This window comes from Nocardia sp. NPDC060255 (assembly GCF_042727395.1).
Taxonomy (GTDB): Bacteria; Actinomycetota; Actinomycetes; order Mycobacteriales; family Mycobacteriaceae; genus Nocardia.
This window is the reverse complement of sequence record NZ_JBHXAU010000005.1, coordinates 71,642-96,855: the sequence shown is the minus strand read 5'-3', so window position 1 is coordinate 96,855 and position 25,214 is coordinate 71,642. Positions and strand designations below refer to the sequence as shown.

17 protein-coding genes are annotated in these 25,214 nt (G+C 63.0%); 14 read left to right on the top strand and 3 right to left on the bottom strand.

Annotation, left to right across the window (positions count from 1 at the left end; translation table 11 throughout):
* Nucleotides 1–33 precede the first annotated feature (33 nt).
* The 10 genes from ACFWF1_RS12225 (at nucleotide 34) to ACFWF1_RS12180 (ending at nucleotide 11,901) form a co-directional block, all read left to right on the top strand.
* Nucleotides 34–639 carry a hypothetical protein gene (locus tag ACFWF1_RS12225; protein WP_379285153.1) on the top strand — a complete coding sequence of 202 codons (606 nt, stop codon included), beginning with the start codon at nucleotides 34–36 and terminating at the stop codon, nucleotides 637–639.
* Nucleotides 573–2,462, top strand: a complete 1,890-nt coding sequence (gene asnB / locus ACFWF1_RS12220) for an asparagine synthase (glutamine-hydrolyzing) (RefSeq protein WP_379285154.1) — start codon at nucleotides 573–575, stop codon at nucleotides 2,460–2,462. The genes ACFWF1_RS12225 and asnB overlap by 67 nt, the downstream gene beginning before the upstream one ends.
* Nucleotides 2,463–2,544: 82 nt before the next feature.
* Complete coding sequence (locus ACFWF1_RS12215) at nucleotides 2,545–4,065, top strand: 4-hydroxyphenylacetate 3-hydroxylase N-terminal domain-containing protein (protein ID WP_379285155.1); 1,521 nt, start codon at nucleotides 2,545–2,547, stop codon at nucleotides 4,063–4,065.
* Between the two features lie 37 nt (nucleotides 4,066–4,102).
* Nucleotides 4,103–4,957 carry a class I SAM-dependent methyltransferase gene (locus tag ACFWF1_RS12210; RefSeq protein ID WP_379285156.1) on the top strand — a complete coding sequence of 285 codons (855 nt, stop codon included), beginning with the start codon at nucleotides 4,103–4,105 and terminating at the stop codon, nucleotides 4,955–4,957.
* Nucleotides 4,958–5,207: 250 nt separating this feature from the next.
* Nucleotides 5,208–6,332 carry an SGNH/GDSL hydrolase family protein gene (locus ACFWF1_RS12205; RefSeq protein WP_379322174.1) on the top strand — a complete coding sequence of 375 codons (1,125 nt, stop codon included), beginning with the start codon at nucleotides 5,208–5,210 and terminating at the stop codon, nucleotides 6,330–6,332.
* A 73-nt stretch (nucleotides 6,333–6,405) separates the two neighbouring features.
* A complete protein-coding gene (locus ACFWF1_RS12200) occupies nucleotides 6,406–7,632 on the top strand; it encodes an MFS transporter (RefSeq protein ID WP_379285158.1) in 1,227 nt (408 codons plus the stop codon).
* Between the two features lie 36 nt (nucleotides 7,633–7,668).
* On the top strand, nucleotides 7,669–8,817 hold the full coding sequence (locus ACFWF1_RS12195) for an acyltransferase family protein (protein ID WP_379285159.1): 1,149 nt from the start codon (nucleotides 7,669–7,671) through the stop codon (nucleotides 8,815–8,817).
* Between the two features lie 13 nt (nucleotides 8,818–8,830).
* A complete protein-coding gene (locus ACFWF1_RS12190) occupies nucleotides 8,831–9,763 on the top strand; it encodes an LLM class flavin-dependent oxidoreductase (protein WP_379285160.1) in 933 nt (310 codons plus the stop codon).
* 19 nt (nucleotides 9,764–9,782) lie between these two features.
* Nucleotides 9,783–10,643, top strand: a complete 861-nt coding sequence (locus ACFWF1_RS12185; protein WP_379285161.1) for an alpha/beta hydrolase fold domain-containing protein — start codon at nucleotides 9,783–9,785, stop codon at nucleotides 10,641–10,643.
* 232 nt (nucleotides 10,644–10,875) lie between these two features.
* On the top strand, nucleotides 10,876–11,901 hold the full coding sequence (locus ACFWF1_RS12180) for a helix-turn-helix transcriptional regulator (protein ID WP_379285162.1): 1,026 nt from the start codon (nucleotides 10,876–10,878) through the stop codon (nucleotides 11,899–11,901).
* 41 nt (nucleotides 11,902–11,942) lie between these two features.
* On the opposite strand, the gene ACFWF1_RS12175 is transcribed toward ACFWF1_RS12180, so the two are convergent.
* Nucleotides 11,943–14,915 carry a BTAD domain-containing putative transcriptional regulator gene (locus ACFWF1_RS12175; RefSeq protein WP_379285163.1) on the bottom strand — a complete coding sequence of 991 codons (2,973 nt, stop codon included), beginning with the start codon at nucleotides 14,913–14,915 and terminating at the stop codon, nucleotides 11,943–11,945.
* 63 nt (nucleotides 14,916–14,978) lie between these two features.
* The gene (locus ACFWF1_RS12170) at nucleotides 14,979–16,418 is read right to left on the bottom strand and encodes an MFS transporter (RefSeq protein WP_379285164.1); all 1,440 of its coding nucleotides are present in this window, start codon (nucleotides 16,416–16,418) and stop codon (nucleotides 14,979–14,981) included.
* Between the two features lie 288 nt (nucleotides 16,419–16,706).
* Between ACFWF1_RS12170 and ACFWF1_RS12165 the strand changes: the two genes are divergently transcribed.
* The 4 genes from ACFWF1_RS12165 (at nucleotide 16,707) to ACFWF1_RS12150 (ending at nucleotide 20,693) form a co-directional block, all read left to right on the top strand.
* Nucleotides 16,707–17,714, top strand: a complete 1,008-nt coding sequence (locus tag ACFWF1_RS12165) for a ParB/RepB/Spo0J family partition protein (protein ID WP_379285165.1) — start codon at nucleotides 16,707–16,709, stop codon at nucleotides 17,712–17,714.
* 827 nt (nucleotides 17,715–18,541) lie between these two features.
* Complete coding sequence (locus tag ACFWF1_RS12160) at nucleotides 18,542–19,114, top strand: LmbU family transcriptional regulator (protein WP_379285166.1); 573 nt, start codon at nucleotides 18,542–18,544, stop codon at nucleotides 19,112–19,114.
* Nucleotides 19,115–19,266: 152 nt separating this feature from the next.
* Complete coding sequence (locus tag ACFWF1_RS12155; RefSeq protein ID WP_379285167.1) at nucleotides 19,267–19,824, top strand: hypothetical protein; 558 nt, start codon at nucleotides 19,267–19,269, stop codon at nucleotides 19,822–19,824.
* Nucleotides 19,825–19,907: 83 nt separating this feature from the next.
* Nucleotides 19,908–20,693 (top strand): DUF4097 domain-containing protein, encoded by a 786-nt coding sequence (locus tag ACFWF1_RS12150; RefSeq protein ID WP_379285168.1) that lies wholly within the window; start codon nucleotides 19,908–19,910, stop codon nucleotides 20,691–20,693.
* Nucleotides 20,694–20,717: 24 nt separating this feature from the next.
* Here ACFWF1_RS12150 and ACFWF1_RS12145 read toward each other — a convergent pair whose 3' ends face one another.
* On the bottom strand, nucleotides 20,718–24,788 hold the full coding sequence (locus tag ACFWF1_RS12145; protein ID WP_379285169.1) for an amino acid adenylation domain-containing protein: 4,071 nt from the start codon (nucleotides 24,786–24,788) through the stop codon (nucleotides 20,718–20,720).
* Nucleotides 24,789–25,214: the final 426 nt, after the last annotated feature.

The following is a 25,214-nucleotide window of genomic DNA, read 5'->3' as shown; positions in this document are numbered from 1 at the left end:
CGGATTCAAAGATCGGCGCTGTGGAGGCAGCGGATGTTCGAGGCCGAGGCAGGCATGACGCGGTACATCACCGAATGCCAGCGTGGCCGCGATCACGGTGACTGGATCCGCCTGTGCGCGCAGGTATTCGCGGATCTTCCTGACAATGACGAGGACCCGGCCGGGTGGCAGCGAGTCTTTTTCCGTGCACTGGCACTGATGGAGGGCTTCCTGGTGAGCCATTACGGACATGGCGAACTCGAAGCGTGGGCCGAGGCGAACGCCGAGGTGCATCGGCATGTCGAGCCTGACCACGGCAACGGCGCACTCGGCCCTGTGCGGCGCATCGCCAGCCAAGCAGAGCTGTACTCGTCCGCCTACCGAGTGCTGGAGGCCGGCACGGATCGTGCCGTGATCGCGATCGATCATTGCGGTATCTGGGACTACCGTGAGCGTGCCCGTCGGCGCGGTATACCGATCACGCTCGATTCGCCGTGCGAGTACTGCACTCACGCAACCGCCGCGAACGTGTCGGCGAAGGGCTTCCAGGCGCTGCACGTGTTGACCGATGGTCCCAGTGGTCACGGATGTAGGTGGGAGATCACGGCTCGATCCGATGCGACCACGTCATCCGCGGGGCAGCGCTCTTGTGCGGAGTAACCGGATGGATTGATTTCGACCGCGATCTGCGCAACCATGCTGGCACGCTCCGCGCCATGACGGACACGATGATTCGTCGTGGTCCCGACTCTGGAGATATCTGGTTGTCCGAGCACGTTGCCTTCGGACATCGCCGCTTGGCGGTCATTGATGTCGATGGCGGCGTGCAGCCGATGGTCGTTCGCGACGAGAACGGCGACGTGCGGATCGTGATCACATACAGCGGCGAGGTGTACAACTTTCGCGAGCTCCGCGCCGAACTCACTGCGCTCGGGCACCGCTTCACCACCACGCGCTCGGATACCGAGGTTGTGCTGCACGCGCACCTGGAGTGGGGCGCGGCGGCAGTGGAGCGACTGAACGGTATGTACGCCTATGCCGTGTGGGACGCTCGTGCTGAGGAGGTCCTTCTTGTTCGTGACAGGCTCGGCGTCAAGCCGCTGTACTACGCGCCGGCGGGTGGGCGGTTGCTGTTCGGATCCGAGCCGAAGGCGGTGTTGGCCAATCCGTTATTCAGCCCCGAGCTCGACTCGGAAGGGATAGCCGAACTCTTCGCTGTGCCGACCGCGCCAACTCCTGGCCACGCGATCTATCGAGGATTGCACGAGGTTCGCCCTGGCCATCTGGTTCGGTTCGCGCGCACGGGACTGCACTCGATTCGCTACTGGGAGCTCCGGTCGACTGACCATCACGACACTCCTGTAAAAACCGTGGCGCACGTGCGTGAGCTGCTCAACGACATCGTGCATCGACAGCTGGTCAGCGATGTCCCGCTGGGTCTGATGCTGTCGGGTGGTCTGGATTCCAGTACTCTGACCGCACTTGCCGTCACGCAGGGTGCCAAAGAGACGGGCAAGATCGCAACATTTTCGGTCGGTTTTCCGCCGAGCGAGCCGCCCGAGCGCCTCGGCGCCTGGAACGTTGCCGACGACGAGCCCTACATTCGCGAATTCGTCGCCGAACTCAGCACGGTGCACACCTCGGTTGTTGTGCCTGGGGCCGGTTTGCTGGCGCATCGCGGCATCGGGCTGGAGGCGCGCGATCGGCCAGGCTGGGGCGAACCCGACACTTCGTTGCACCTGCTGTTCGGCGGCGTCCGCGAACATGTCACGGTCGCGCTGTCCGGCGAGGGCGCGGATGAGATCTTCGGCGGCTATCCGTACTTTCACAACTCCGATGGCCCGCTGAACGAATTCCCGTGGTCGCGTCGCAGATCTTCGCCCGCGGAGCTGCTTCGAGATGACGTTGCCGACGTCGTGCGCCCTCGCGAGTACGCGCACGGGCGTCTCCAGGACGCACTGGCCGAGGTGCCACGACTTCCTGATGAGGACGAATTCGACAGGCGGAAACGCGAAATCTCCTATCTGGCCCTGACGCGCTGGTTGCCCGCCTTACTGGACCGGACGGACCGGATGAGCATGGCCGCCGGTCTCGAGGTACGTGTGCCGTTCGCTGACCATCGCCTCGTAGAATACTTGTGGAACGTTCCATGGCGGCTCAAGGCGGAGGGTGGCACACCGAAGGCTTTGTTGCGGCGTGCGGTGGCCGACCTGCTGCCGGACCGAGTGCTGAACCGCCCGAAGAGCGGCTATCCCGCCAGTTCGGCCGCTGACTACCGGGTCGCGTTGCATAACGAAGTCGAGGAGCTGCTGCGCCAGGACGGTCCCGTGTTCCAACTGGTCGATCGCGCCAAGATCCGGCGATTCCTGGACAACGGTGAGTTGCTACCTGGTTCGCGCGCTGCACCGCACCCTACGGGGGGCCTGGATTATCTCCTTGCCGTGAACACGTGGTTGGGCAGCTATCGGGTGCACATCAAATGATTAGCCGAGTGGATTCGTCCGCAAACATGCAAACGACTACTGCGCACGCCGAACCGCGCCGACCCTTGGAGAACAACTGCTCATGACCGGCACCGAGTACGTCGAACTGCCCGCAATGGACAGGCCGAGCGCGAGCGAACTCCCGCCACCGATGGCTGTGGACATCGCGCCGCTCGGGGCGCTCACAGGCGATCGTTACCGCGCGTCGTTGGACGACGGGCGCGCGGTGTGGCTGGACGGTCAGCAGATCGAAAATGTCGCAGAACATCCCGCCTTCGTTCGATCGGTCGCCGAGATCGCACGGCTGCTGGACTTGCAGCACGACGCGGAATACCGCGAAACGCTGACCGTCGAAGATCCTGCGACGGGTCTGCGTATAGGCCGCGGCTACTATCCGCCGCGTACCCTCGATGACCTTCATGCGGCCCGCCGGAGCGCCGAGGTGTGGATGAGCGAGTCGTGGGGTCAACACGGCCGAGCGCCCTCGTTCATGGCGTCGATCGCCGTGGGCCTGTACGACTTTCGGTACCATCTGGAGAGCAATCGTGCAGGTTTCGGCGTGCATGCCGCTGCTTGGTATCGCTATGCCGCGCGTCGAGATCTGTTGCTCACTCACGCGCTGGGAGACCCGCAAATCGACCGGAACGCCAACCCGACGGACCATCCTGACTACGCCCTTCGGGTGTTGAGCGAAGACGAGAACGGGATTGTCGTGCGCGGCGCGAAACAGCTGGTCACCCTCGCTCCATTCGCGCACGAAGTTCTGGTTTACCTTTCCGCTTCGTTCGCCCAGCGCGAGGCCGAAGAGTTCGTTGTCTGGTTCGCACTTCCGCTCAACGCGCCAGGGTTGCACGTCCTGTGTCGCGAACCCTTCGGCACCGATGTGCATGGTCACGCCCACCCCTTCGCTTCCCGGTTCGACGAGCAAGACGCAATGCTGTTCTTCGACGACGTGAAGGTTCCTTGGGAGCGGGTCTTCCTCCTCCACGACAGTTCATTGGCGCGCGAAGGGTTGGGGCGAATCAATGCTTGGAGTCAGTATATCGGCCAGGTCCGCTATCAGGAACGTCTGCGCACGCTACTCGGTGTTGGCACCTTGATCGCCGAAGCCATCGGCGTCGACGAGTTCCGCAACATCCAGGATGATCTGGGAGAGCTCACCAGCTACATCGAGATCTTGGACTATTTCCTCGCCGCTGGCGAGGCTGGTGCCGGCCGTACGGACGGCGGCCTACTGGCTCCAGCCCCCGCCCCCGCTGCAGCGGTCTGGGCGGCTTCGGTCGCTGGCCGCACCGTGGAAATCGTCCGGAACATCGGGCAGTCCGGCACCCTCATGCAACCGACAGAGAACGACCTCGCCAATCCGGAGCTGCGCAGGTTTCTCGACCGCTACATGCACGGCAAGGATATCGGAGTCGCCGAAAAGTCACGCCTGTTCCGCTTGGCCTGGGATCTGACCTCGGATAGCTTTGGGCAGCGTCAGCACCTCTACGAGTGCGTGCACCGCGGCGACCTCGCCCGAAATCGTATCAACCTATTCCATCGCCATGACCAGACTGTGGTCCGGGAACGAATCATGCGCCTGATTTCGCGACCACTCTGACATCTAGCGCCTTCGATTGTAGAGAGCAGGATTTCCTATGAGTGAAAGCGCCGCTACAGAGACCGTGGCCCTGGCACGGGACCTAGTCGGCTACGACGCCGTCAGCCAACTGCGCCAAGCCCAGGACATCAATTGGGTTCTTTCCATGGCACCGCGACCCCCGCAGCGAATTGTCGACCTAGGCTGTGGCACGGGCGCGCTGCTAATGGCCGCACTAGACCGATGGTCGATCAAACGTGCACTCGGCATTGATGGCTCGCCCGGCCGCGTGCAGGAATCCCGGAAGCGGCTAGGGATGCGCGCCGACGTGAAGCTGGGAGACCTCCGCGAATTGCCTGGTCATGCCGAGACATTCGATCTGATCACAATGACCTCGGTACTGCACTGGCTATACCCCGACGAAGACCGCTCATTGGCATGGATAGCAGCACACCTGGCCACCGACGGCGCATTTCTTGTTACCACGCACCACCCTGACATCGACAGTTCAGGACGAGGGGGTGAGGACGTGGTCGCGGCGGAGGCTCTCACGATGATCGGAGCTGCGCCGGATCGCCTCGATCGAGTAGTTCCGATGGGCTTGCGAGCCCGACCGGTCGACGCCGTACGAGCGATCCTGAATCAGCAGTTCGTCATCGATGCCGTCGAGAATCGTCGGGTGTCGGTTCGTACCCCCGATGCCGAGCAGTACTGCCGCTTTCATATCGCAACATTCGGCACATATTTTAGCCGGGTGGTACCGGATCGCCAGGAGGACTACTTCCGGGCTGTTGGCGCGGTCGCTGCTCGCCGAATGGCCGAACATGGTGAAGTCTACGGAGTAAATGTCTGCGCTTGGCGAGCTGTCCACGCTGATTCGGCTTCCGAATTGAACACTATGCCATCTACTTGAAACTAATAGGTCGTCAGGCGTAAGACGACTTGATAAGAACGTCATCCTATCGACATTCAAGGGCACTTATGACCTGGAATTGCAGAAGTTTCCCGCATGGATCGTCAGCACAGGCGAACAAGTCGCGGACTGGACTGAGGATCGTCGAGTATGTGGGCGATGGCGGTCTTCTTGTGTTCCCCACCTGGGTGCCTGGCGCACTGGGAGACTTCGCCAGTTTGCGGTGTCGGAACTGCAGCGGTGAGGCTTGATGCGCGCCGAATACACCCCTGCGCAACATTGCGTGACCCCGTTCGGGAGTACCGACATGGCAACGTGGGTGCCACACGACGACCCGCGTCTGCGCTACCGCGGCGCGGTGTCCCTGCAACGTGAATCAGGCTGGACAGCCCCCTGGCGTGTCCCGTACGAGGAGGCTGCTCTGCACCTGCCTGAGGGGGGCGTCGGGCGGGCAGCGATGCCAGCTGGGGTTCGAATTGCATTCCGCACCAATAGCACTAGCCTGGCATGTCGCTACCACGCGGACCCGCCGCCCCGGCTGAACGGCCCACAAGAGGTCGCCCGCATCGACGTCGTCCACGACGCCGACCGGGCTCATCCGACGATCACTACCGTCGAGTTGGACGCGGATGGAGACGCCCACACTATGCATGTCACCGGATTGCCGGGCCGGATGACTACGATCGAATTGTGGTTGCCCACATATAGCCAGTTCCGACTGCGAGCACTGGGATTGGACAGTGAGGCGCAAGTGCAAGCCGACACGACCGAGAGGCCGCGTTGGGTTCATTACGGTAGCTCGGTGTCTCAGGGACGTGGCGCAGCTTCACCTGCTCGAGCCTGGCCGGCGTTGGTTGCTCGTTGTGCCGGTTGGGATCTCACTTCGTTGGCCATGGGTGCAGCGTGCTATCTACAACCGATGGCCGCACGGTTAATGCGAGAGTTGCCCGCTGACTTACTCACCGCCTGCATCGGTATCAATATCCAGGCATTGGGCACGCATAACGCCGATTCGTTGATCGCCGCTATCGTCGGGTTCGTCCGTACTGTCCGTGAGGGCCACCCGACGACGACGTTCACAGTGTTGTCCACTGTTGTAGCTCCCGACCGTGAGCAGACACCGGGACCGTCTGGCTTGACTATTGCCGAAACCCGTATGCATGTGCGTCGTGCCGTCGAATTGCTGCGCGAACACGGGGATACCGAACTGCACTACCTGGACGGGCTGGAGGTGTTCGGCCCTGATCAGGCCGAACTCCTGTTGGAACCCGTGGGGATCGACCGGTTACACCCTTCGCCGGTAGGCCACGCGGTATTCGCCGATCGGTTCCTGAACGGCCTGCGTGCAAGGGGGTGTGTGCCACTAACAGTATGAACCGAGATCTGGTTGAAGTGCGCGAACGCCGCAACAATTGACTCATCCTAATGCGTGACCAGAAGGAAAACGCGTGCCCAGCATCACCAAAACCGCAATTGCACTGCCGCCCCGGGTGGCGTGGGCCCGATATGTCGGCGTCTATCTGTTGTTGTTCCTGATCGGCACCGAAACGTTTCTCATCTCTCCGCTGCTGCCGACGATTGCCTCGTCTGTCGGGGTTTCAGAAGCCGCGGCGGCGAGCGCCGTGACTGCCTACGCCGTCGTGTATGCCGTTACCGCGCCCTTCCTCGGCGCTGTGTCCGATCGCTTTGGACGCCGACCCACCATCGTCGTCGGCGTGTTCCTGTTTCTGCTCGGCAACGTATTGGCCGCTCTCGCTGGAAATCTCATTGTCCTCATCATCGGCCGGGTAGTCGGCGCGTTGGGCGCCGGATTTGCCGGACCGTCGATTTGGGCGCATCTCGCTGAAACCTCGAGCGATGCAGTACGTGGTCGAGCCATCGGCCTCGGCATGGCACTGTTCTCCGCCGGGCAGGTACTCGGCGTCCCCGCAGGTAGCTTCCTGGCGGGCTGGGGCGGCTGGCGTGCGTCGTTCTGGGCACTGGCCGTGCTGACAGTGGTGACACTTCCACTGGTCAATAGCCAGACTTCGACCTCGGACACTGTCGCCGGCCGACGACCGCTGCGACTCGGATCGGTGTTCGTCGTATGGCGCGACAAGATCTTGAGGCATACGCTGATTGTTGTTCTGCTGCTGCAAGCTGCCAACCTCGGGGCACATACGTTTCTCGGTGTGGTGTTGCACGACCACTTCGGCCTGTCGATCAACGCGCTTGGCTTGCTGGGTGTGCTGGTTGGAATTGGCAGCGCTCTCGGCTCACTGCTTGCCGGTCGGATCGGCGATCGGGCACGGGAGCATGGTCGCGACGATGCATGGTGGATCCCTATCTGGGCAGCCGTGCTCGGCGTTTCGGCGGTGTTCGCGGCCTTGGGGGCGCCCCTGGCACTGGTGGCTGCGGCGGTGCTTGTGTGGTTCGTCGCCAGTGGCGCGTTCGGAACGAACGTGCAGACATTGCTGCTCGTTGCTCGCCCCGATTTCGCCGCAACCTCCAGTTCGTGGAACAGCGCCACCCTATATGCCGGGGCCGCAGTCGGCGTTGCCGCGGCAGGGGCGTTCGCGAACGCGGGAGTCGGCACCGCGCTGATCGGCGGCGGACTGGCCCTGCTGGCAGCACTAACCGCACTGCCGTTGGTCGGACAACTGCGGTCGACCACGGCCCGGCACTCAGGCCGGTGAGCAGTCATGAGCGGAGTTCCACCAACGACGGTTCCGGTGTCGAAGCCCAAGGAATCGGTAGGAGTTGGACCGAATTCCTATGTACCCGCGCTGGATGGCATGCGTGGGATCGCCGCTCTAATGGTGATCGCGCTGCACATAGGGATCTACTCCGGCCAGGTAGCCTCCAGCTGGCTGGGCATCGGGCACAGTGGCCCGCTCGGCGTGGTGTTATCGCGCTACACGGTGGCTGTGCCAGTGTTCTTTGTACTATCCGGATTTCTGCTGTACCGGCCTTATGCTGCTGCCGGGATGGAGGGGCGAAAACGGCCAGCCACCGTCCAATATTTGTGGCATCGCGCGCTGCGCGTCCTGCCCGCCTATTGGGTTGTGGCACTAGTGGCGTTACTGGTATTTGCCTCAGCTACGCTGGCTCGCCCGTGGTCGACGCTGCGAGCACTGCTGCTGCTTCATATCTACGGACGCGGTGGCATCCCGGCTGGGATCACCCAGACTTGGAGCCTGGCGACGGAGGTCGCGTTCTACCTGCTGCTGCCGCTCATTGCAATTGTGTTGCACCCACTCCTGCGCCGACCTGCCGTAGCGCTCGGTGCTTTGGGAGTATTGGAAGCGATCACGATCGTCTCGGTTGTGGCTACCCATATGCCGTCCGCGGGTGCTTACCCTGCGGCCAACTTGTGGTTGCCGGAGTACCTAGGCTACTTCGCTGCCGGGATGGCACTGGCAGTGGTGTCCTCGAACAGTTCTCGGTTCGGTGCCCTGTCTCGATATCCGTGGGTGGGATGGGGTGTGGCGGTAGCCGGATACGTGCTGCTGTCGAGCCCGATCACAGGCAGCACCGAGGTCTATCCCACTGTCGGCCAAGCGCTGCTGGAGCACATACTCAATATGGTCGTTGCGGTCGCGCTGGTTGCACCGTTGGTGGCCGCTCCTGATAGGGGGCCGGCTCGACTGTTGAGTTGGAGAATTCCCGTCTGGCTCGGCCGCATTTCGTATGGCCTGTTCCTGTGGCACATGGTGATCGTCGAGAGCTGGTTCAGGCTCACCGACACCCAGCCGGGCACAGTATCGTTCGTCGTGCTGTTCCCGCTAACCATCGTCGCCACGACGGTATTCGCTTGGCTGTCATACATTTTGGTTGAAAGACCCGCGCGCCTATTTCGCAACGCGTTCGCCCGCACCTAGAGGAGCATTACCGATGGCATCGCCGAAACAGCCGCTTCGCTGGGGGGTCAATCTTCCGCTTCCTGCTGTGGCTCTGCGGGAACACCGAGAAACTGTGATGGCACTACCAGATTTGGGCTATACCGACGTATGGACGGGTGAAGGCGGTGTGATCGACGCCTTCACTCCCCTCGCTGCGGCTGCGGCGTGGCAACCTCGGCTGCGCGTCGGCATCGGCGTCGTTCCCGCGCAAACCCGAGGCACCGGTGTGCTCGCCCAGACGGCCGCCGGATTGGCCGAACTCGCGGCCGGAGGTGTCGTACTCGGGATCGGTTCCTCGGTCCCCGAGCACGTGACGGGGCTCAATGGCATCCCGCACGGCGCGCCTCTCGACACTGTCCGGCGCACAGTCGGTGCGGTGAAACCCCTGCTGGCCGAATATGGTTCGAAGATCATTGTGGGTGCATTACGGCCGCGGATGTTGCGGTTGGCCTACGAGGAGGCTGACGGTGCGATCCTCAATCTCCTCACCGACGAGGATGTGCCGGAGGTCATCGCCGCCGCCGGTGGACCGCATCCGGATCGAGAAACCGTGGTGAAGCTGTTCGTCTGCCCCACAACCGATGCAGACGTGGCGCGCAGCGCGGGCCGTGGCTTCCTCGGCTGGATCCTCAATCAGAAGCCTTACCACGCGTTCCACGTCTGGCGCGGGCGTGGAAAGGCGCTGCACGCCTCCCACGAGTTGTTCACCGCCGGTGACCGACTCCGCGCCGCACTCGCGTTACCGGACGAGCTGATCGACGGACTGTGGCTGCACGGTAGTCCCGCCGAACTGCGCGAACGCATCACTCGCTACCTCCACCCCGGCGTAACCACAGTGCTGCTGTGTGTTGCTCTCACTCCGGAGCTGGCTGCTGAACCGCGCAAACTGCCTCAACTGCTGGCTGAACTGCGCCCCAGTGACTGATAGAAGGGACTCCCACACCATGCTGCACCGAACAATCGATCCAGCGCAGGCATGGGCACTGGCTGCCAACGGACGCGCTCCGCTCGCCCCCGGCACGGTGCTCACCGCGGCAAGCCTCGGTGGACGACCCACCCAAGGTATCCGCCCCCGCACCGGTGGGCACGCGGGGACCATCCTTCACCTGCACGGCGGCGGGTACCGGACCGGGTCACCCATGGTATCTCAGGGATTGGCGTCTTACCTCGCAGCTGGCACCGATATGGAAGTCTTACTGCCCACCTACCGGCTCTCTGACGAGCAGCCGTTCCCGGCTGCGGTCGCCGACGCTCTGGCCGTATACACCGCACTGCTGGACCGTGGTGATGGTCCGGAGCGTGTCGCGGTACTCGGTGATTCCTCCGGTGCGGGGCTGGCTCTGGCTGCGGTACTCGCTGCCCGTGACGCCGGGTTGCCTGCACCCGCCGCAGTCATCGGGCTGTCCCCGTGGTACGACCTCACCATCACCGCCGACTCCTACGAGCGCTGCCACGGCACAGATACGATCCTCAGCGCCGCGTCGATGCGCGATTCCGCCGAGCAGTATCTCGCTGGAGCTGACCCGCGGCACCCGCTCGCCTCCCCGCTGTTCGCCTCGGATGAAGCGCTCGCATGGCTGCCGCCGATGTTGATCCACTCCAGCGCCGATGAAGTGCTCGCCGACGACGCCACACGATTCACCGAGCGAATTATCGCCGTCGGCGGTCGGATACAACACCGGACCTGGGTCGGCACCGACCATTTCTGGCACATCGCCGTTCCCGGGCTGCCCGCCGCTGTCGAGGCGGTGGACGACGTCATCGAGTTCCTTCGCGCACGGGGTCAAGCTGAGAGTCGCGGTTGACACGGACTGTAGACTGCACTATCGACTTCCATTGTTGTACAGCGGATTTCGTGGAAGTAGTCTGCCGCCGCTGCATGCGGCCGCGACGATGATTTGGTACGCTTGTCCGCGTTCCTGGTAGAGCCCTTGCGATAGTGGTGACCGGGAAGAGGGCAGGGGGAATCTCGACGCGCTTCGGCCATATCTATGGCCATGTGCCCGGGCTCCTCGCGGACCGATCGAAGGGCGACTGTTGCAGAGCGATCACGGTGCCACGGGGTCTGGGGCGTCCAGGAGCTCCGCCAATCACAAAGAGCTGAGCGCATTTTTGCGCGCCCACCGCGAACTGCGGCAACCTGAGGACGTGGGTTTGCCGAACACCGGTCGACGCCGTACACCGGGCCTGCGCCGAGAGGAGGTCGCTGCCTTGGCCGGAGTCGGCATGGCCTGGTATACATGGCTGGAACAGGGCCGGGTCGTGGCATCTAAAAAGGTCCTGGAATCGGTCGCTCATACATTGGGCCTGGACACCCCGGCTCGTCGCCATCTTCTTGCGCTCGCTGGATATCTACCGCCTGTGCCGGAATCGACCGACCATCGAGCGGTAGCGCAGCGCACGCAATATCTGCTGGACTCCTGGGAAACAAGCCCCGCGGTGTTGCTGGACTCTCGGTTCGACATCACAGCATGGAATCGAGCGTATGCGGCAGTATGGTCCGACCCCGCTCGAATTCCTCCGGCCCGCCGTAATCTCATGTGGTGCATGGTCGGGGATCCTGCGATCCGGTCCGGCGTCATCGACTGGAAAGCGCTCGGCCATGCCGTGCTCGCGCAATTTCGCGCACAAACCGCGCGCCATAGCGACGATGCTCGCATCAGGGAAATATACGCGGTACTCCGCGCCGACTTCCCAGAGCTGACCGACTGGTGGGAGTGCCAAGGCGTCGATGACCTGACTGCCCGTGAGGTAGCCGTCGCTGTCGACCCGGATGACAAACTCCACTTGGTGTTCTCCGCCTTCCGGCCGGTCGATGATCCCGAAGCGTTGGTACTCGTGCAGGCGCCTGCCTCCGAGACTGATCGTTCGACAGTGGCTCGCCTCGTCAGCGACTTCGTGCAACAGCACGGCGAAGAAACCGGGTCCGACATCGTTGACCTGACTGCTGTTGCTACCAGCCGCTCGACAGGACTGCTTCGCCGTCAACCAGCGGACAGGTCACAGGGACGGCAGGTTGGAACAGCAGACGCTGCTACGCGAGCCTTGGTCGGTCGAGCTTGATCGGTTTGAGGCCTTCCGTGGGCGGCATGCGAGTCCTGGCATCACGACAATACCTTTGGGCGCGCTTTCGTCTCGGATTGCCTGATGATGCGTTGCCAGTCTCGGTGGCATTCCTCCTCAAGTGAATTCCCTGCGGACATGTGCATTTCGAGCGCCTCATCGATCTGGTCGGACGAAATCGGGAACCGTCGTACGGTGAAATTGGCGACGGCGAGGACTCCGAGTGTCTTTCCGTGCAGTAAACGGAAATCATTGACGCCTGTCAGCTCTGTCGCCAAAAAGGCATGCTCAAGCGCTCTGTGATGGTCGCCCAGATGTCTGAACACTGCCGAGAGTCCAATATTCGCATGCGCGGACGTCAGGTGATCACCGATCGACTCCGAAATGTCCAGCGTGCGCGTGTGATACTCCATTGCCTTGGGCATCTGTTCCGGAATGCCGTCCAGCACTGCTTCAACCTGGAGTGCCTCGCCCAATGCGTTCAATGCCATTGCCATCATGCCGGAGTCTCCGGCTCGCGACGCCAATGCCTCAGCTTTGCGGGCGTGGGCGACCGCGCGTCGGCCTTGTCTTCGACCCCGATACACGACTGACAGTCCGCATTGGGCTCGTACCTCCGCGTCAGTCGAGCCGACGAGCTTACTGATTTGTACCGCACGACATAGCTGCGCGATGGCCTGGTCGGCTTTTCCCGAGTACAGCAGGATCATCGCGAGCGCGTACAGATCCTCGGGGTCGTCGAGTTCGGACCCGATGGTCCGCTTGAGTGCGATCGCCGACGTCGCATGACCGAGAGATTCCGGAAGGCGGCCGATGTGCTCACGCGCTGCGGTCAGATTGCCCAATGTGAACGCCTCTGCTCTGAAGTCCCGGCGCTGGCGGGAGATATCCAGGGCTTCTCCTAAGAGTGCCGTTCCATCGCCTGTTTTGCCGATACGTTGCAGGTGCAGTGCGCGCGCATTGAGGGTGTATATCTGGGTGGTATCGGAGGTGCCCTCGGCTCCGTCCCGTGGCGAGGTGTGGTACCGCTTCGCGTCAGCAGGGCTGAGCGTAGGGCCGATTGCCATGACGATCCGCCTGCCCAGGCCGTGTAGGCCGTTTGGAGCAGCGACGCTCACCGCGATTGCCAAGTTGTTCTGTTCTATCGTGGTGTCGCCGAGGTACAGGTACCACTCGAGCAGACGTTCGATCGCGAAGCGACGCTCGACGCGGTCTTCCTCACCAAAAACGCGGGCGGCCGCGTACAGCTGGATCAGCTGATTGGCCTGGAAACGTCCGACAGTGGTTTCGCGAAGCAGCCCGGACATCATCAGTTCGTCGAGCGCGACAGTCGGGCTATTAGCGCCGGTCAACGCTCCGAGCGCGCCTAGGGTGAAATCAATACCGGGCAGCAGGCCGGTCAGCCGCAACATGCGCTGAGCTTCCTTCGACAATGAAAGATAAACGCAATCGAGTGCTGTGACCAGCGTCGACTTGTCACGGGCGCCCATGAGCAACGCGGACCGGGGGTTTCCTCGGCGTAACTGTATGACGAAATCGTCGATACCGAGCAGCGGCCGGCCGGCCAGATAGGCGGCAGCCACCCGGAGGGCAAGCGGAAGTCCGGCACAGATCTCGGCGAGGTAGCCGACTGCTGCGCTCTCGGAAAGAGTGCGCCGTTCCCCCAGGATCACCGTAAGTAGCTCTCGAGCCTCCGCAGAGGACAACTCACCGAGATGCACCGGGGTAGCGCTGTGGTGGACCACAAGATCCGGTAGATACGACGAACCGACTACTACCACCGCGGATCCGGCCGTGCCCGGAATCGCGGATCGCACCGCCTCTGCGGACAGCACGTCGTCGAACACGAGCAGCACTCGTCGGCCGGCCATTCGCGCACGCAGCATGGCGGCGCGGGCATCGTCGTCCGGTGGCAGCAAGTTTCTGCCGACTCCAGTGGCCTGAAGTAGTTCGGCAAGCACATCGCCTGGCTGCTTGCCCTGTCGTGTCGATCCGGACAATCGGACGTACCACTGTCCGTCCGGGAATTGTTTGCGCAGGCGATGAGCAGTCCTGACTGCTAAGGACGTTTTACCCACGCCGGGCGGGCCATCGATCGACACGACCGGAATCCCGGACGTGCTCGCCGCGGTTAGCTGCTCGGTAATCGCGGTCACCACTTCGACTCGGCCAACGAAGCCCGGGATGTCGGCAGGTAGTCCGCATGTGGCGGTCCAAGCGGGTGTCCACTGGGGTTCGACGGACCCAGCGGCAAGGATAGTGCGGTGCAGGGCCGAAAGTGCTGTCGACGGCGCGGTACCCAGTTCCTGACCCAGAATTCGGGAGACCGTGCGGTAGACCTCGAGTGCCTCAGCCTGCTGGCCGCATCGGTGAAGAGCGACCATCATGAAGTACCACAGCCCTTCTCGTAGTGGATGACGTGCGACGTCGGCCCGTAGCTCGGATATCAACCGCCGGTGGTTTCCGAGCTCGAGTTCCACCTCGTAACGACGTTCGATGACTTCCAGCTTCAGCTCGAGCAGATAGGGAACCTTGTCGCGGTGAAGGGATTCCGACGCTACATCCGCGAAAGCCTCACCGCGCCAGACACTCAATGCCGACGATAGTGCCTTGGATTCCGCATCGAGCTCGCGGTCGGAACGAGCTCGGGAAGCCGCAGCCCGGGCTTCGAGGAACTCGAAGACATCGCTCTGCTCGGGTTCGAGGCGAAGGAAATAGCCGTGAGCCCTGGTCTCGATCAGCTGCGATCGGCCATCGAGCGTAGGATGTCCCAATAACTTCCGGAGCCGGGTCATGTGTATTTGGATGGACGCGCGGGCGTTGGCGGGCGGATGCTCACCCCAGAGATGTTCGGTCAATTCGTCTGTCGTCACCAGTTGGTTGGCTTGGAGCACCAACGATGCCAGCAGAGCGCGCTGTCGGGGAGCGGCTACTTTTACGGTTACCCCCTCGACGACGGCCTCGACTGGTCCCAAGATGCCGAACCATGTGGCAGGTCGCACCTGAGCGATCATACCGCTAAACGCCATGCGGTACAGCGCATCTCGGTCTGCTGCCGTGGGGTGGCGTGCGCCCCGTCAGGAAGGGCGATATGGCACGGGTGAGCCCCTGCGTGGCGACCCGTCCTCTGCCGGGACGAGCCGATCGACTTTCCTGGCGGTGAACGCGGTGATGGCGAGGAGGAGTGCGAGGTAGGCGGCGAACAGGACCGAGTAGTGAACTGTCAGATGGTGCAACCAAGGGGCGGTCCCGCCGAAGATACTCACAGTGATCGAATACGGAATGGCCTGTCCGGTCGCGCGGATGCGTGTGGGAAACAGTCCGGACAGCATTGCGGGCAGGACCGCGCACATCGCAGACAGGCATAGCGTGGCGATCAGGAGCGAGACCAAGAATCGGCTCGCAGTGGCATTGGTCAGCAGAACCGCCAGCGGAAATCCTGCGATGGCAAAGATCCCGGCACTTGTCGCCATCACGGCGCGGGCCCCGATGCGGTCGGCGAGCAAACCGAACAGCGGCAGTGTGGTGGCGAACAGGATGGTCGCCACACCATTGGCAGACAAGGCCATCATCTTCGACAAGCCGAGTGTGGCGGTGGCATAGCTGGTCGTGGCAGCGGACCAGACATAGAGGGAGCTGGTAACTCCAGCGGTCAGTCCCGCGACGGCAAGCATCGGCCGGATGATTGTTGTTGAGGAAAAGGCCCGTTGCTGCTTGGAGTCGATGTCCGTGGCGGTGAACAATACGCTCTCGTGGAGTTGCGTGCGAAGCAGTAGGACCGCTAGCCCGCTGATGCCTCCAATGAAAAACGGTATGCGCCAGCTCAACTCGGAAACATCATGGAGTGATGACAGCTGCAAGGACACCATAGCGAGGCCGATCGCGCCGAGCGATCCGATAGAGCCGGAGAGGTAGAGGGTGCTCGACCACAGATTGCGCCGTCGACGCGGTGCCAGTTCGGCCAGATAGGTCTGCGCCACCGGAAGTTCGCCGCCCGCAGCGAATCCGGCGAGCAGGCGCCAGCACACCAGCGCGACCGGAGCGAGGAATCCGATCGCATCGGCGGTGGGTGTGAGCGCGATGCCGAGGCTGCTCACTGCCGCGGCGGTGACTGCCCACAGCATCGATGACCGCCGCCCCCTCGCGTCGGCCAACCACCCGAAGATAATTCCACCGAGCGGTCGGGCCAGGAATCCGAGCGCGAAGACCCCCCAGCCTCCGAGTAGCGGATTGCTGCTGCCGAAGTATGCGGGTGCGAACTGATTGATCAAGAGGCCGTAGAGCACCCAGTCGTAGTTCTCTAGCATCGTGCCGGCGCTGATCGCAACGAGCGAACGAGTGGAGGCGTGTGTCTCCGCAGGTTGCGGCTCTGTGCGGTGCATGTCTCGAATATGCCACAGGCTGTTTTCTTTGTCGCCTGGACTGACCAACGAATGACGTTGTGCCAGTCGCTGTTTGGTGTGTCGCTTGGCGTGTTCGATTGGGCTGCATAGACGAAAGCGATCTGAAAGCGTCATCGGCGATCGTGGCCCACATGTCGACGTTTGGCGTTCGCAGTGGGCTCGCATGGCTGGGCGTCTCCGGTACGAGATGGCCGCGAACAGTGTGCCGTCCGTCTCCGGCATCACGGCTACAAGTCCAGTCGAGCGCGTCGCCGTGCGCCAGGCGCTCAGACCGAGTGGTCACGTTTCATCGAACAGCGCTTCCGCCCGGTGCATCGATCTGAACAGTCGGAGGGGAGAGATCGATGCACCGGCCGGAAACGCTGGAAACCGCGTTGTACAGAAGCGATGGGGGACAACTCTATGAATGTCGATTCATCAAAAGACAGATCTCTTTCCGTGACGGGATCAATCCATGAAATACTGTTCTGCTCGAATATTGTCGATCTTCCGATCTCCGATGTGCTGCCGTCGGATGCACCGCCGCGAACGGCGGTAGTAAATGCGAGTCATATTCGAATGCTTGCCGAGTCAGCGACCGCGCTTCCCCCGATTGTCGTTCATCGGAAGACGATGCAGGTAGTCGATGGCTGGCATCGGCTGCGTGCGGCTCAGTTGCGTGGTGAAACGACCATTGCGGCGGTGCTTTTCGACGGCGGGCCCGCAGAGGTTTTCGTTCTGGCGGTGAAACTTAATACCGCACATGGGTTGCCGTTGCCGCTTGCCGACCGGAAAGCCGCCGCGCTCCGTATCCTGTCGCTGTATCCGCAATGGTCGGATCGGGCTATCGCAGCTATCGCCGGAATTTCTCACAAGACCGTTGGCGTGCTCCGCTGTCGGTCGACTGGGGAGAATTCCCAGTCGACCGGGCGGATTGCACGTAACGGTGTGCTCCATCGGTCAGCTGGTCGGCAGGGTCGCCAACGTGCTGCCGAACTGTTCGGTGTGGACCCGAACGCATCGGCGCGGAAGGTGGCCTTGGCGGCTGATATCTCGGTCACCACTGCTAAGGACGTCCGCAAGCGATTGCGGGCCGGGGAGTCACCGGTGTCATCTCGCGAGTCTGCCGCTGACGCGACTTCCACGCCCCGACCTGCGTGTGAGCCTGCCGGGAACACTCAGGTGCATGCCCCGCTGAGGGTCGACGCCGCCGAGATGTTGCAGCGGCTGCGTAGAGATCCCTCGCTACGTTTCACTGAAATCGGGCGGAAGCTGCTGCGCTGGCTGGAGGCCCCCTTCGATGATGGCGTCGATTGGAACACTGTCGTCGGCAGTCTCCCGAATCACTGCACCCTTAGCATCGCCGAAATTGCTCGACAACGCTCCCGGGAGTGGCAACAATTGGCACTCCTACTCGACCAGCACTCATGAATACTTCTTCAACTGTAGGTCCATCGCATGCGGGACCAGAAGAATTGCGATGTGTATGAAGACTGCGAGACCTGATGTAGATCATTAATTTCTAAGAAGTTCGTCGATTTTATGCCGCATACGGCCAGCACTCGGACAGAATGGCGAGTGTGGTTGTATCTATTTTTGGGTAGTACCTGCGGGAGTTGGCCCCATAAATAGACTTCGTATGTTAGACGACGTAAATATTCTCGATTGGCCGCTGCAACGACTGGCAGAAGGTAGAAGAACTTGTCCGCGACGTGCATAGGGAAAGTGTCGGCATAATCCGGTGAGACTCTTGTACCCTTCTTGGGTCATCGCTAGAGTCAAGTTCAGTCAGTCGTTAGCCTGACGGGCCCGCTTTCGCTATAGTTAGAGGAGTGGTCAACCATGACACGCCGATTCTCGCTTGTCGTGAACCGGAGATTAACCGATCAGGAAATGGTCACCTTGAAAGAAGTGGGCCGTGCCGACATGTATTTCATTAGCGATACCCTACCAGTAAATTCCCAAAGTCGAGTTACTGAAATTGACTTCGAAGACGAGGTGGCCGTTGCGTGTTTCAGTGCATGATCGAACGCGAAGTTCGCTCGATGCCGCAGTGTTCCCGATTTGCCGTGTCAGTAACGGCCGAAAAGCATATCGAGCGGTGTAGCCAACCGCGCGTAAACAGGGTGGGGAGTTCGAATTAAATGCAGAGCGTCAACATGCATTCCGAAATTGCGCAGAGAACGAACGGTCTGAGGTCTGTGGATGGCACTGCCGGCGTTCAGCGTGTCATCCGGGCGGGTAATAGTCGAATGGTAATGACCAGGGTCGGCGCCCACATTCCGGAGAAGTTGACCTTCGAGATGTGGGAGCGTGCCGGTCAGCACCTGTCCGTGGTCGTCGATTCGTCGACGTGGTGCCTGGGTGATTGGCTGGTGTACGGCAAACGTCATTTTCCGGACCGATACGAGGTCGCGGTACGCGCCGCTGGGCTCCGCTATCAAACCTTGCGTAACTATGCCTGGGTCGCCCGCCGGTTTCCATTGGAACAGCGACGTACCGGGTTGAGCTTCCAGCATCACGCCGAAGTCGCCTCCTTGCCGGTCGACGAGCAGAATCTCTGGCTCGATGAAGCCGAGCGGTTGATGTGGACAACGAAGCAACTGCGAACCCAGATCCGTAATCGCCAGACGCTCGCCAACGGGCCTGCCGGGCGCGAGCAAGAACAGGCTGCCACCGATGTGGCAAAGATAGCGGTGGCCAGTACTCGTCTCCCGTCGTGGCGGCAGGCCGCGGATAATGTGGGAATCGAGTTCGACGAATGGGTGACAATGTCGCTCGACCGCGCGGCGGAACAAGCGTTGTGCAGAGATGAGCAGAAACCGGCGTGACCGACGCTGGCCGCGGCGCGAACGTCGCCGTCAGTGCCGGAACCGGGCTGCGGTCACGGCGCTGACGGCTGCGCCGTTTTCCTGGGCAGATGGATTCAGGTTCGCGCGCGATAAACTTGCGTATGGGCCAAGGTGGCGTCAATGATGGCCTGATGGAGCTCAGCCGGTATGTCGATGACCTTCAGCGAGAGCTGGCGGTCGCAGCTGAGGCGGGGGGTGAGGAGGGGCGGGAACTTGCCGAACGTCTTGCCGTGCAGTTGTCGTCCTCGATCAAGCTGACCTTATTGACAGCGTTGTCGGCCGCGGCCGATGAGATCACCCGTGAGTTGGCGCCGGGGTCGGTGGAGATCCGGCTGCGCGGCCTCGATCCGACCTTCGTGGTGACGCTGCCCGCCGAGGGGGCCGTGCACGACTACGAAGACGATGCCGAGTTCGCCGACGCGGGCTTGCCGTCGTTGCCCGCCCCGGTGGTGCCGGAAGGAGCGAGTGGTGACACCGGGGTGACCTCCCGGATCAACTTCCGTCCCCCGGAGTACCTGAAGGTCAGGATCGAGGAGGCCGCCGGACACGAGCGGCTCTCCGTTAATGCGTGGCTTGTTCGCGCGGTGTCGGCGATCCTCGAATCCGAGGATCATGACCGGCGCCCCGAACGGCGTGCGCCGCGGCGCGTTTCGCGCCGCGCTGAGCGCTATACCGGCTGGGTCACCTGACACGGACGTTGGGCGCAAGACGCTGCTTCCCGACACACTCCACTAGCGGGGCGCCGAGTCGCCTCTCTGCAGGAAGGGCAGTCATGCCTGTTTTCGAGACGCCGGAACCGATTTCGCTGACCGTCGAAATCGGTATCGGCGATATCCGCCTCCATGCCGGCCAGCGGACCAATACCGTCGTCGAGGTGAACCCGAGCGATCGGGACAGCGAGGAGGATGTGAAGTTTGCCGAACAGACCGCTATCGATTTCGAGGATGGTGAGCTGATCGTACGAGCGCCGAAACATCGGGGTTTTTTCGCTAAGGGTGGATCGATCGATGTGGAGATCGATCTGCCTTCGGGCTCCGACTTCTCGGGGGCCGCCCGCGAATCCGCACTGCGGTGCACCGGTCGGCTCGGCGGTTGCCGGTTCAAGACGTCCACTGGTGATATCGAATTGGCGGAAGCCGGCCTGGTCGATCTGTCCACCACTATCGGCGATATCACGGTGGATCGGGTCGGCGGCACTGCCGAGGCGACGACCGGATCCGGCACGGTACGTATCCGCGAGCTGGTGGGTGCGGCGGTGCTCAAGAATTCCAACGGCCCGATTTCGGTGGATAAGGCGCACGCCAGTCTGGAAGCCAGAACCGCTAGCGGCGATATCCGAGTCGCCGAGGTGATGCGCGGGTCGATCGTTGTCAGTGCGTCGATCGGCCAGCTCGATATCGGTGTCCGTGCAGGCACCGCCGCGCTGCTCGACGTTCGTTCGGTGACGGGCAATATTCATAATTTCATGACGCCGGCGGATGGTCCGGGCGCGGCCAGTGCGAAGGTCGAGATCCGCGCCACTACGACAACGGGCGATGTCGCGATTCGACGCGTCTGAATCGTTGTCATGCTGCCTCGGCGATCACTGCGCGGTCATCCTGCGCAGCTTGGGCACGGGTTTCGCGGCGGTGCTCCCGAGCTCACCAGAGAGCTCCGCGATCGTCGGACACCCGAAGACCGTCTGGATCGACACCTTGATACCCAGCGTCCGCTGCAGACGGGTGACGATCCGGCCCGCCTTCAGTGAATTGAGGCCGAGCGCGAACACGTTGTCATCGATGCCGACCCGGTCGATGCTGAGGATCTCGGCGAACATCTCGCAGAGCTGCTGCTCCTGCGGCGTCCGTGCCTCCCGGTATTCCCAGGTGACGGGGTGTACGCCGGTCCGGACCCGGCGCCTGTCGAGGTTTGCGAGCGGCCCTGCCAGCAGGTTGTCTACTGTGTCTACACGTCGGCCTGGATCGGTGATCACCTGGTGCAGGATCGAGCGGAACCGCTCGGTGATGCGCTCGGCCGTGTCGTGGTCGATCAGGCTCTCGTGGTACTGCACCCGCAGCTGGTTCGTCTCGACGAACAGGGCGAGTGGATAGTTCACGCCACCCAACGAGTCGATGCCGGTGACCGCGATCTTGGCCGAGGCGTTCGCTCCTGCGCGGTGTGCCGGGTGGGACTGGAAGAGCACAAGGGTGTCGAAGAGTGCGTTGAACCCGGTTGCCTGGTGGATCTCGGTCAGGCCGCAGTGATGGTGGTCCAGCAGTGCACCCTGCCGGTTCTGGAGGTCGTGCAGCAGTCCGGCGAACGTCCGGTCGGGGGTGCATCGGGCCCGGACCGGCACAGTGTTGATGAAAAGCCCGGCTATGGACTCGACTCCGGTCAGCGCGCCTGGCCTACCGGAGACCGTGGCGCCGAATACCACGTCCTCGCGGCCGGTCAGTACTGAAACCAGGACCGCCCACGCGCCCTGTATCAGGGTGTTCTGCGTGATAGCCAGTGCCGTGCAGCAGCGGGCCAGCCGCTGCGATTCGTCCACGGACAGCGTCAGGGCGACTTCGCCGAAGCTCGTCGCGTGGGCAGTCGGCGCGAGCACGGGAAAAAGAATGGTCGGTTCGTCCAGCCCGTCGAGTTCTTCGGTCCAGGCACGGACTCCCGCGTCCACGTCCTGCCGGGAAAGCCAGGCAAGGAAGTCGCGGAAGCTGTGGACCGGTGCGAGCGCCGAGGCGTCCGCATCGGTGGCGTAGAGCCACAGCAAGTCTTGGCCGAGTACCTGTTCCGACCAGCCGTCGATGAGCGCATGATGGCTGGTGAGGACAAGTTCGGCCCGGTCAGGGTCCAGCGTGACCAGCGTGAGCCGCAACAGCGGTGGCACGCTCAGATCGAAGCGCACGGCCCGGTCTTCGTCGAGAAACCGCCGGAACGCCGCCTCCTGCTCGGAGCCGGTCAGTGCGCCGAGATCGTATTCCCGCCAAGGCAATTCGACGTGGTCCAGCACGATCTGCACCAGCTGGTCGTCGGCATCAGGGACGAAGGCCGCGCGCAACGCGGCGTGCCGGTCGATCAGGGCTTGTCCCGCCGCGCGCAGGCGAGCGGTATCGATCGGGCCGGACAGGTGATAGACCGTCTGTATCTGGTATATGTCGGCACCGTTTTCGTTCAGCATCGACTCGAACAACATCCCGGACTGCATCGGGGTGAGCGGCCATATGTCTGCGAGCCGCGGGTAGCGGCGCGCCCACGCCGTCCGATCTTCCTGCCGCACCACAACCAGCGGCGCCGAGGTGATCTCATGGTCTTCCGGTGCCGAGTCCGCGGCGGCCATGGCGACCGCGGCGACAGTCCGGTGCTGGAGAATCTGCCGGGAGGTGGTCTCGACGCCCCTGGCTCGCGCGCGGGCCACGACCTGGATGGAACGGATGCTGTCGCCGCCGAGCAGGACGAAGTCGTCGTCGACGCCGACCCGGTCGCGGTCGAGCACCTCCGCGTAGACATCGGCCAGCACCTGTTCGGCCGCCGATCGCGGGGCCCGGTATTCGGCGCCGACGAACTCGGGCACGGGCAGCCCCTTGCGGTCCACCTTCCCATTGGGCGTGAGCGGCAGCCTTTCCAGCGTTACGAACGCGCGCGGCACCATGTACTCCGGCAGCCGGTCCGCCGTGAAAGCACGCAATTCGGCTGCGCCAGAGGCGGTTTCCCCCGGCACGACGTAAGCAATCAGCCGTCCGTCCCTGGCGGTCACCACCGTCTGCCGGACACCAGGGTGCGAGCGCACGACGGTCTCGATCTCGCCGAGTTCCACGCGCAGGCCGTTGATCTTGACCTGGAAGTCGATCCGGCCGAGCAGTTCGATAAGACCGTGCGCGTCGAACCGGGCCAGATCCCCTGTACGGTAAATTCTTTCGTCGCGTATCGCGCCGTGCGACCAGGTGCTGAACCGCTCGGCGGTGAGTTCGGGCTTGTCCAGATAGCCCTTGGCGAGACCGATGCCCGCCAGATAGATCTCCCCGGGCACGCCGGGCGGCACGGGCTGCAACGCGGCGTCGAGAAGGTAGACGCGCTGATTGGCCATCGGGCGACCGTACGGGATGCTCGGCCGGTCCGGATCCGTCGCCGTCACCTCGTAGATCGTGGAGTGGATGGATGCCTCGGTGGGTCCACCCAGCGCGATGAACCGCAGTTCGGGAGCGATGCGGCGCAGGCGGTCGGGCAGTGTCACCGGAATCCAGTCACCGCCGAGCAGTGACAGGCGCAATGTCGGCAGCCGCTGCGGCCCGGTCTGCTCTAGCTGGTCCACCAGTAGCCCGAGCAGGGCTGGCGCGGTGTTCCATATCGTGATGCTTGCGTCGACGATCAATTCGATCCAGTGTGCCGGGTCCTTCGCGCGTCGCTGATCGGGAATTACCACAGTGCCGCCCGCCACGGTAATACCGAGGAACTCATAGACGGACATATCGAAGCTCGGCGAGGACAGCGCCAGGACCGCATCCCCGGGCCCCACCCCGAACCGTGTGTTGAGGTCCGCGAGGTTGTTCATCACGCCGCGGTGGCGCAGCGCGATCGGTTTGGGCAGGCCGGTGGACCCGGAGGTGTTGAAGACGTAGCAGAGGTGCTCCGGATTCACAACGGTGCCGGGGTTGTGCCCGGGTTGTGTCGACAGGACATCGCCATCGCGATCCAGCAGCAGTGCGGTGACTTCGCGCGGGAGGTTCGCCGCTAGGTCCGCACGGCTGATCATCATGGCGCACGAGGTGCCTTCGATCATGGTGTTGATCCGTTGCTCTGGATAGTCCGGGTCGACGGGCATGTACGCGCCGCCCGCTTTCATAACGCCCAGCACCGCGACCAGCAGGCCGGGTGAGCGATCCAGGCACAGCGCGACCACAACGTCCGGGCCGACACCGAGCGAACGCAGGTGGTGGGCGAGCTGATTGGCCTCGGTGTTGATCCGTTCGTACGTCCACCGCTCACCCGCGTGCAGCACTGCGGTGGCACCGGGTGCGCGGGCCGCCTGGGCTTCGAAAGCCTCGTGTAGGCAACGATCGTGCGGCAGGTCGGTCGCGGTGTCGTTCCACTGCACGAGCATGCGATCCAGCTCCGCGTCGGTCAGCAGCCGCAGATGCGCCACGGGGCGATCCGGGAACCGGATACCGTCCTCGACGAGCGTTCGGTAGTGGTCGAGCAGCCGCGCCGCGGTGGCTTGGTCGAAGAGCTCGGCGTCGTATCGCAGTTCCAGGGTATTGCTGCCGTCCCGGCCGGTCCGGATGATCAGCTGGAGTTCGGCGGTGAGCGGTCCGTTGTCGGCGGGTGCCGCCGGTGCGGTGAAACGGATGCCCGCCGATGCCGATTCGGCGACCGGGCGGGGCGCGCCGCTGTCCATGAGTTCCCGGAGGGTGGATTCGCTGGCGACGAGCAGCCGTATCTGCTCGGTGCCTGCTGTGTCATCGGAGCAATCCAGCGTGATCTCGTTCTGGTCGGTGTAGCGGTAGAGCAGGGCCGCGAATCCCGCGGTCAGCTCCCCGGCTGTCCCGTGCAGGCCGCGTTTCGCGGCTGTGACGGCGGGTGTCCGGGATGGTGCTCCCGCGCGGCGCGGCCGGTCCGTCGGCACTTGTACCGGCGGGCTCGGCTCGACGATGGCGTCCGTGGGCTGGGTCGTGGTCACTGATCTACTCCTGTCCGCAGGCCGCGACCGTTGCGGTCGATCAGCACCAGACGATCGGGGGTGCGACCGGCCATGGTCGGCACCTCTTTTGTTGCTCGATATTGCTCTGAGTGGTATTTGATTCGATGTTTCGAAATTCGGCCACGGTTTTGTTCCGCAGGCAATACGAGGGCGGGTGAATTTCGGTAAGGAGACGGTGGGTTGGGAGTCTCTGAATTCCGAGGAGGTGAGTCGCTGCCTTTCATCCTAGAGATACCGTACCGAGGGTCGGCGAGTAATGGGCCGGTTCGACGGCCGGTTCGCGACGGTCGGCTGCCGGGCCCGAACTGCTGTCCTGTCGACGGGACAGCAGCCTTGACCAGGGCGCCGGTCGGCCGGAAAGCTGTGCTGCAGGTGGAGATTTCGGGACCGGCGACTCCTGTCCGT

What these genes read in the sequence shown, in the direction of transcription:
- ACFWF1_RS12190 (WP_379285160.1), top strand. Translation starts at nt 8,831, where the DNA reads ATGGCATCGCCGAAACAGCCGCTTCGCTGGGGGGTCAATCTTCCGCTT.
- ACFWF1_RS12205 (WP_379322174.1), top strand. Translation starts at nt 5,208, where the DNA reads ATGCGCGCCGAATACACCCCTGCGCAACATTGCGTGACCCCGTTCGGG.
- ACFWF1_RS12165 (WP_379285165.1), top strand. Translation starts at nt 16,707, where the DNA reads ATGAATGTCGATTCATCAAAAGACAGATCTCTTTCCGTGACGGGATCA.
- ACFWF1_RS12225 (WP_379285153.1), top strand. Translation starts at nt 34, where the DNA reads ATGTTCGAGGCCGAGGCAGGCATGACGCGGTACATCACCGAATGCCAG.
- ACFWF1_RS12150 (WP_379285168.1), top strand. Translation starts at nt 19,908, where the DNA reads ATGCCTGTTTTCGAGACGCCGGAACCGATTTCGCTGACCGTCGAAATC.
- ACFWF1_RS12160 (WP_379285166.1), top strand. Translation starts at nt 18,542, where the DNA reads ATGACCAGGGTCGGCGCCCACATTCCGGAGAAGTTGACCTTCGAGATG.
- ACFWF1_RS12155 (WP_379285167.1), top strand. Translation starts at nt 19,267, where the DNA reads ATGGAGCTCAGCCGGTATGTCGATGACCTTCAGCGAGAGCTGGCGGTC.
- ACFWF1_RS12170 (WP_379285164.1), bottom strand. Translation starts at nt 16,418, where the DNA reads ATGACGCTTTCAGATCGCTTTCGTCTATGCAGCCCAATCGAACACGCC.
- ACFWF1_RS12215 (WP_379285155.1), top strand. Translation starts at nt 2,545, where the DNA reads ATGACCGGCACCGAGTACGTCGAACTGCCCGCAATGGACAGGCCGAGC.
- ACFWF1_RS12175 (WP_379285163.1), bottom strand. Translation starts at nt 14,915, where the DNA reads ATGATCGCTCAGGTGCGACCTGCCACATGGTTCGGCATCTTGGGACCA.
- ACFWF1_RS12210 (WP_379285156.1), top strand. Translation starts at nt 4,103, where the DNA reads ATGAGTGAAAGCGCCGCTACAGAGACCGTGGCCCTGGCACGGGACCTA.
- ACFWF1_RS12185 (WP_379285161.1), top strand. Translation starts at nt 9,783, where the DNA reads ATGCTGCACCGAACAATCGATCCAGCGCAGGCATGGGCACTGGCTGCC.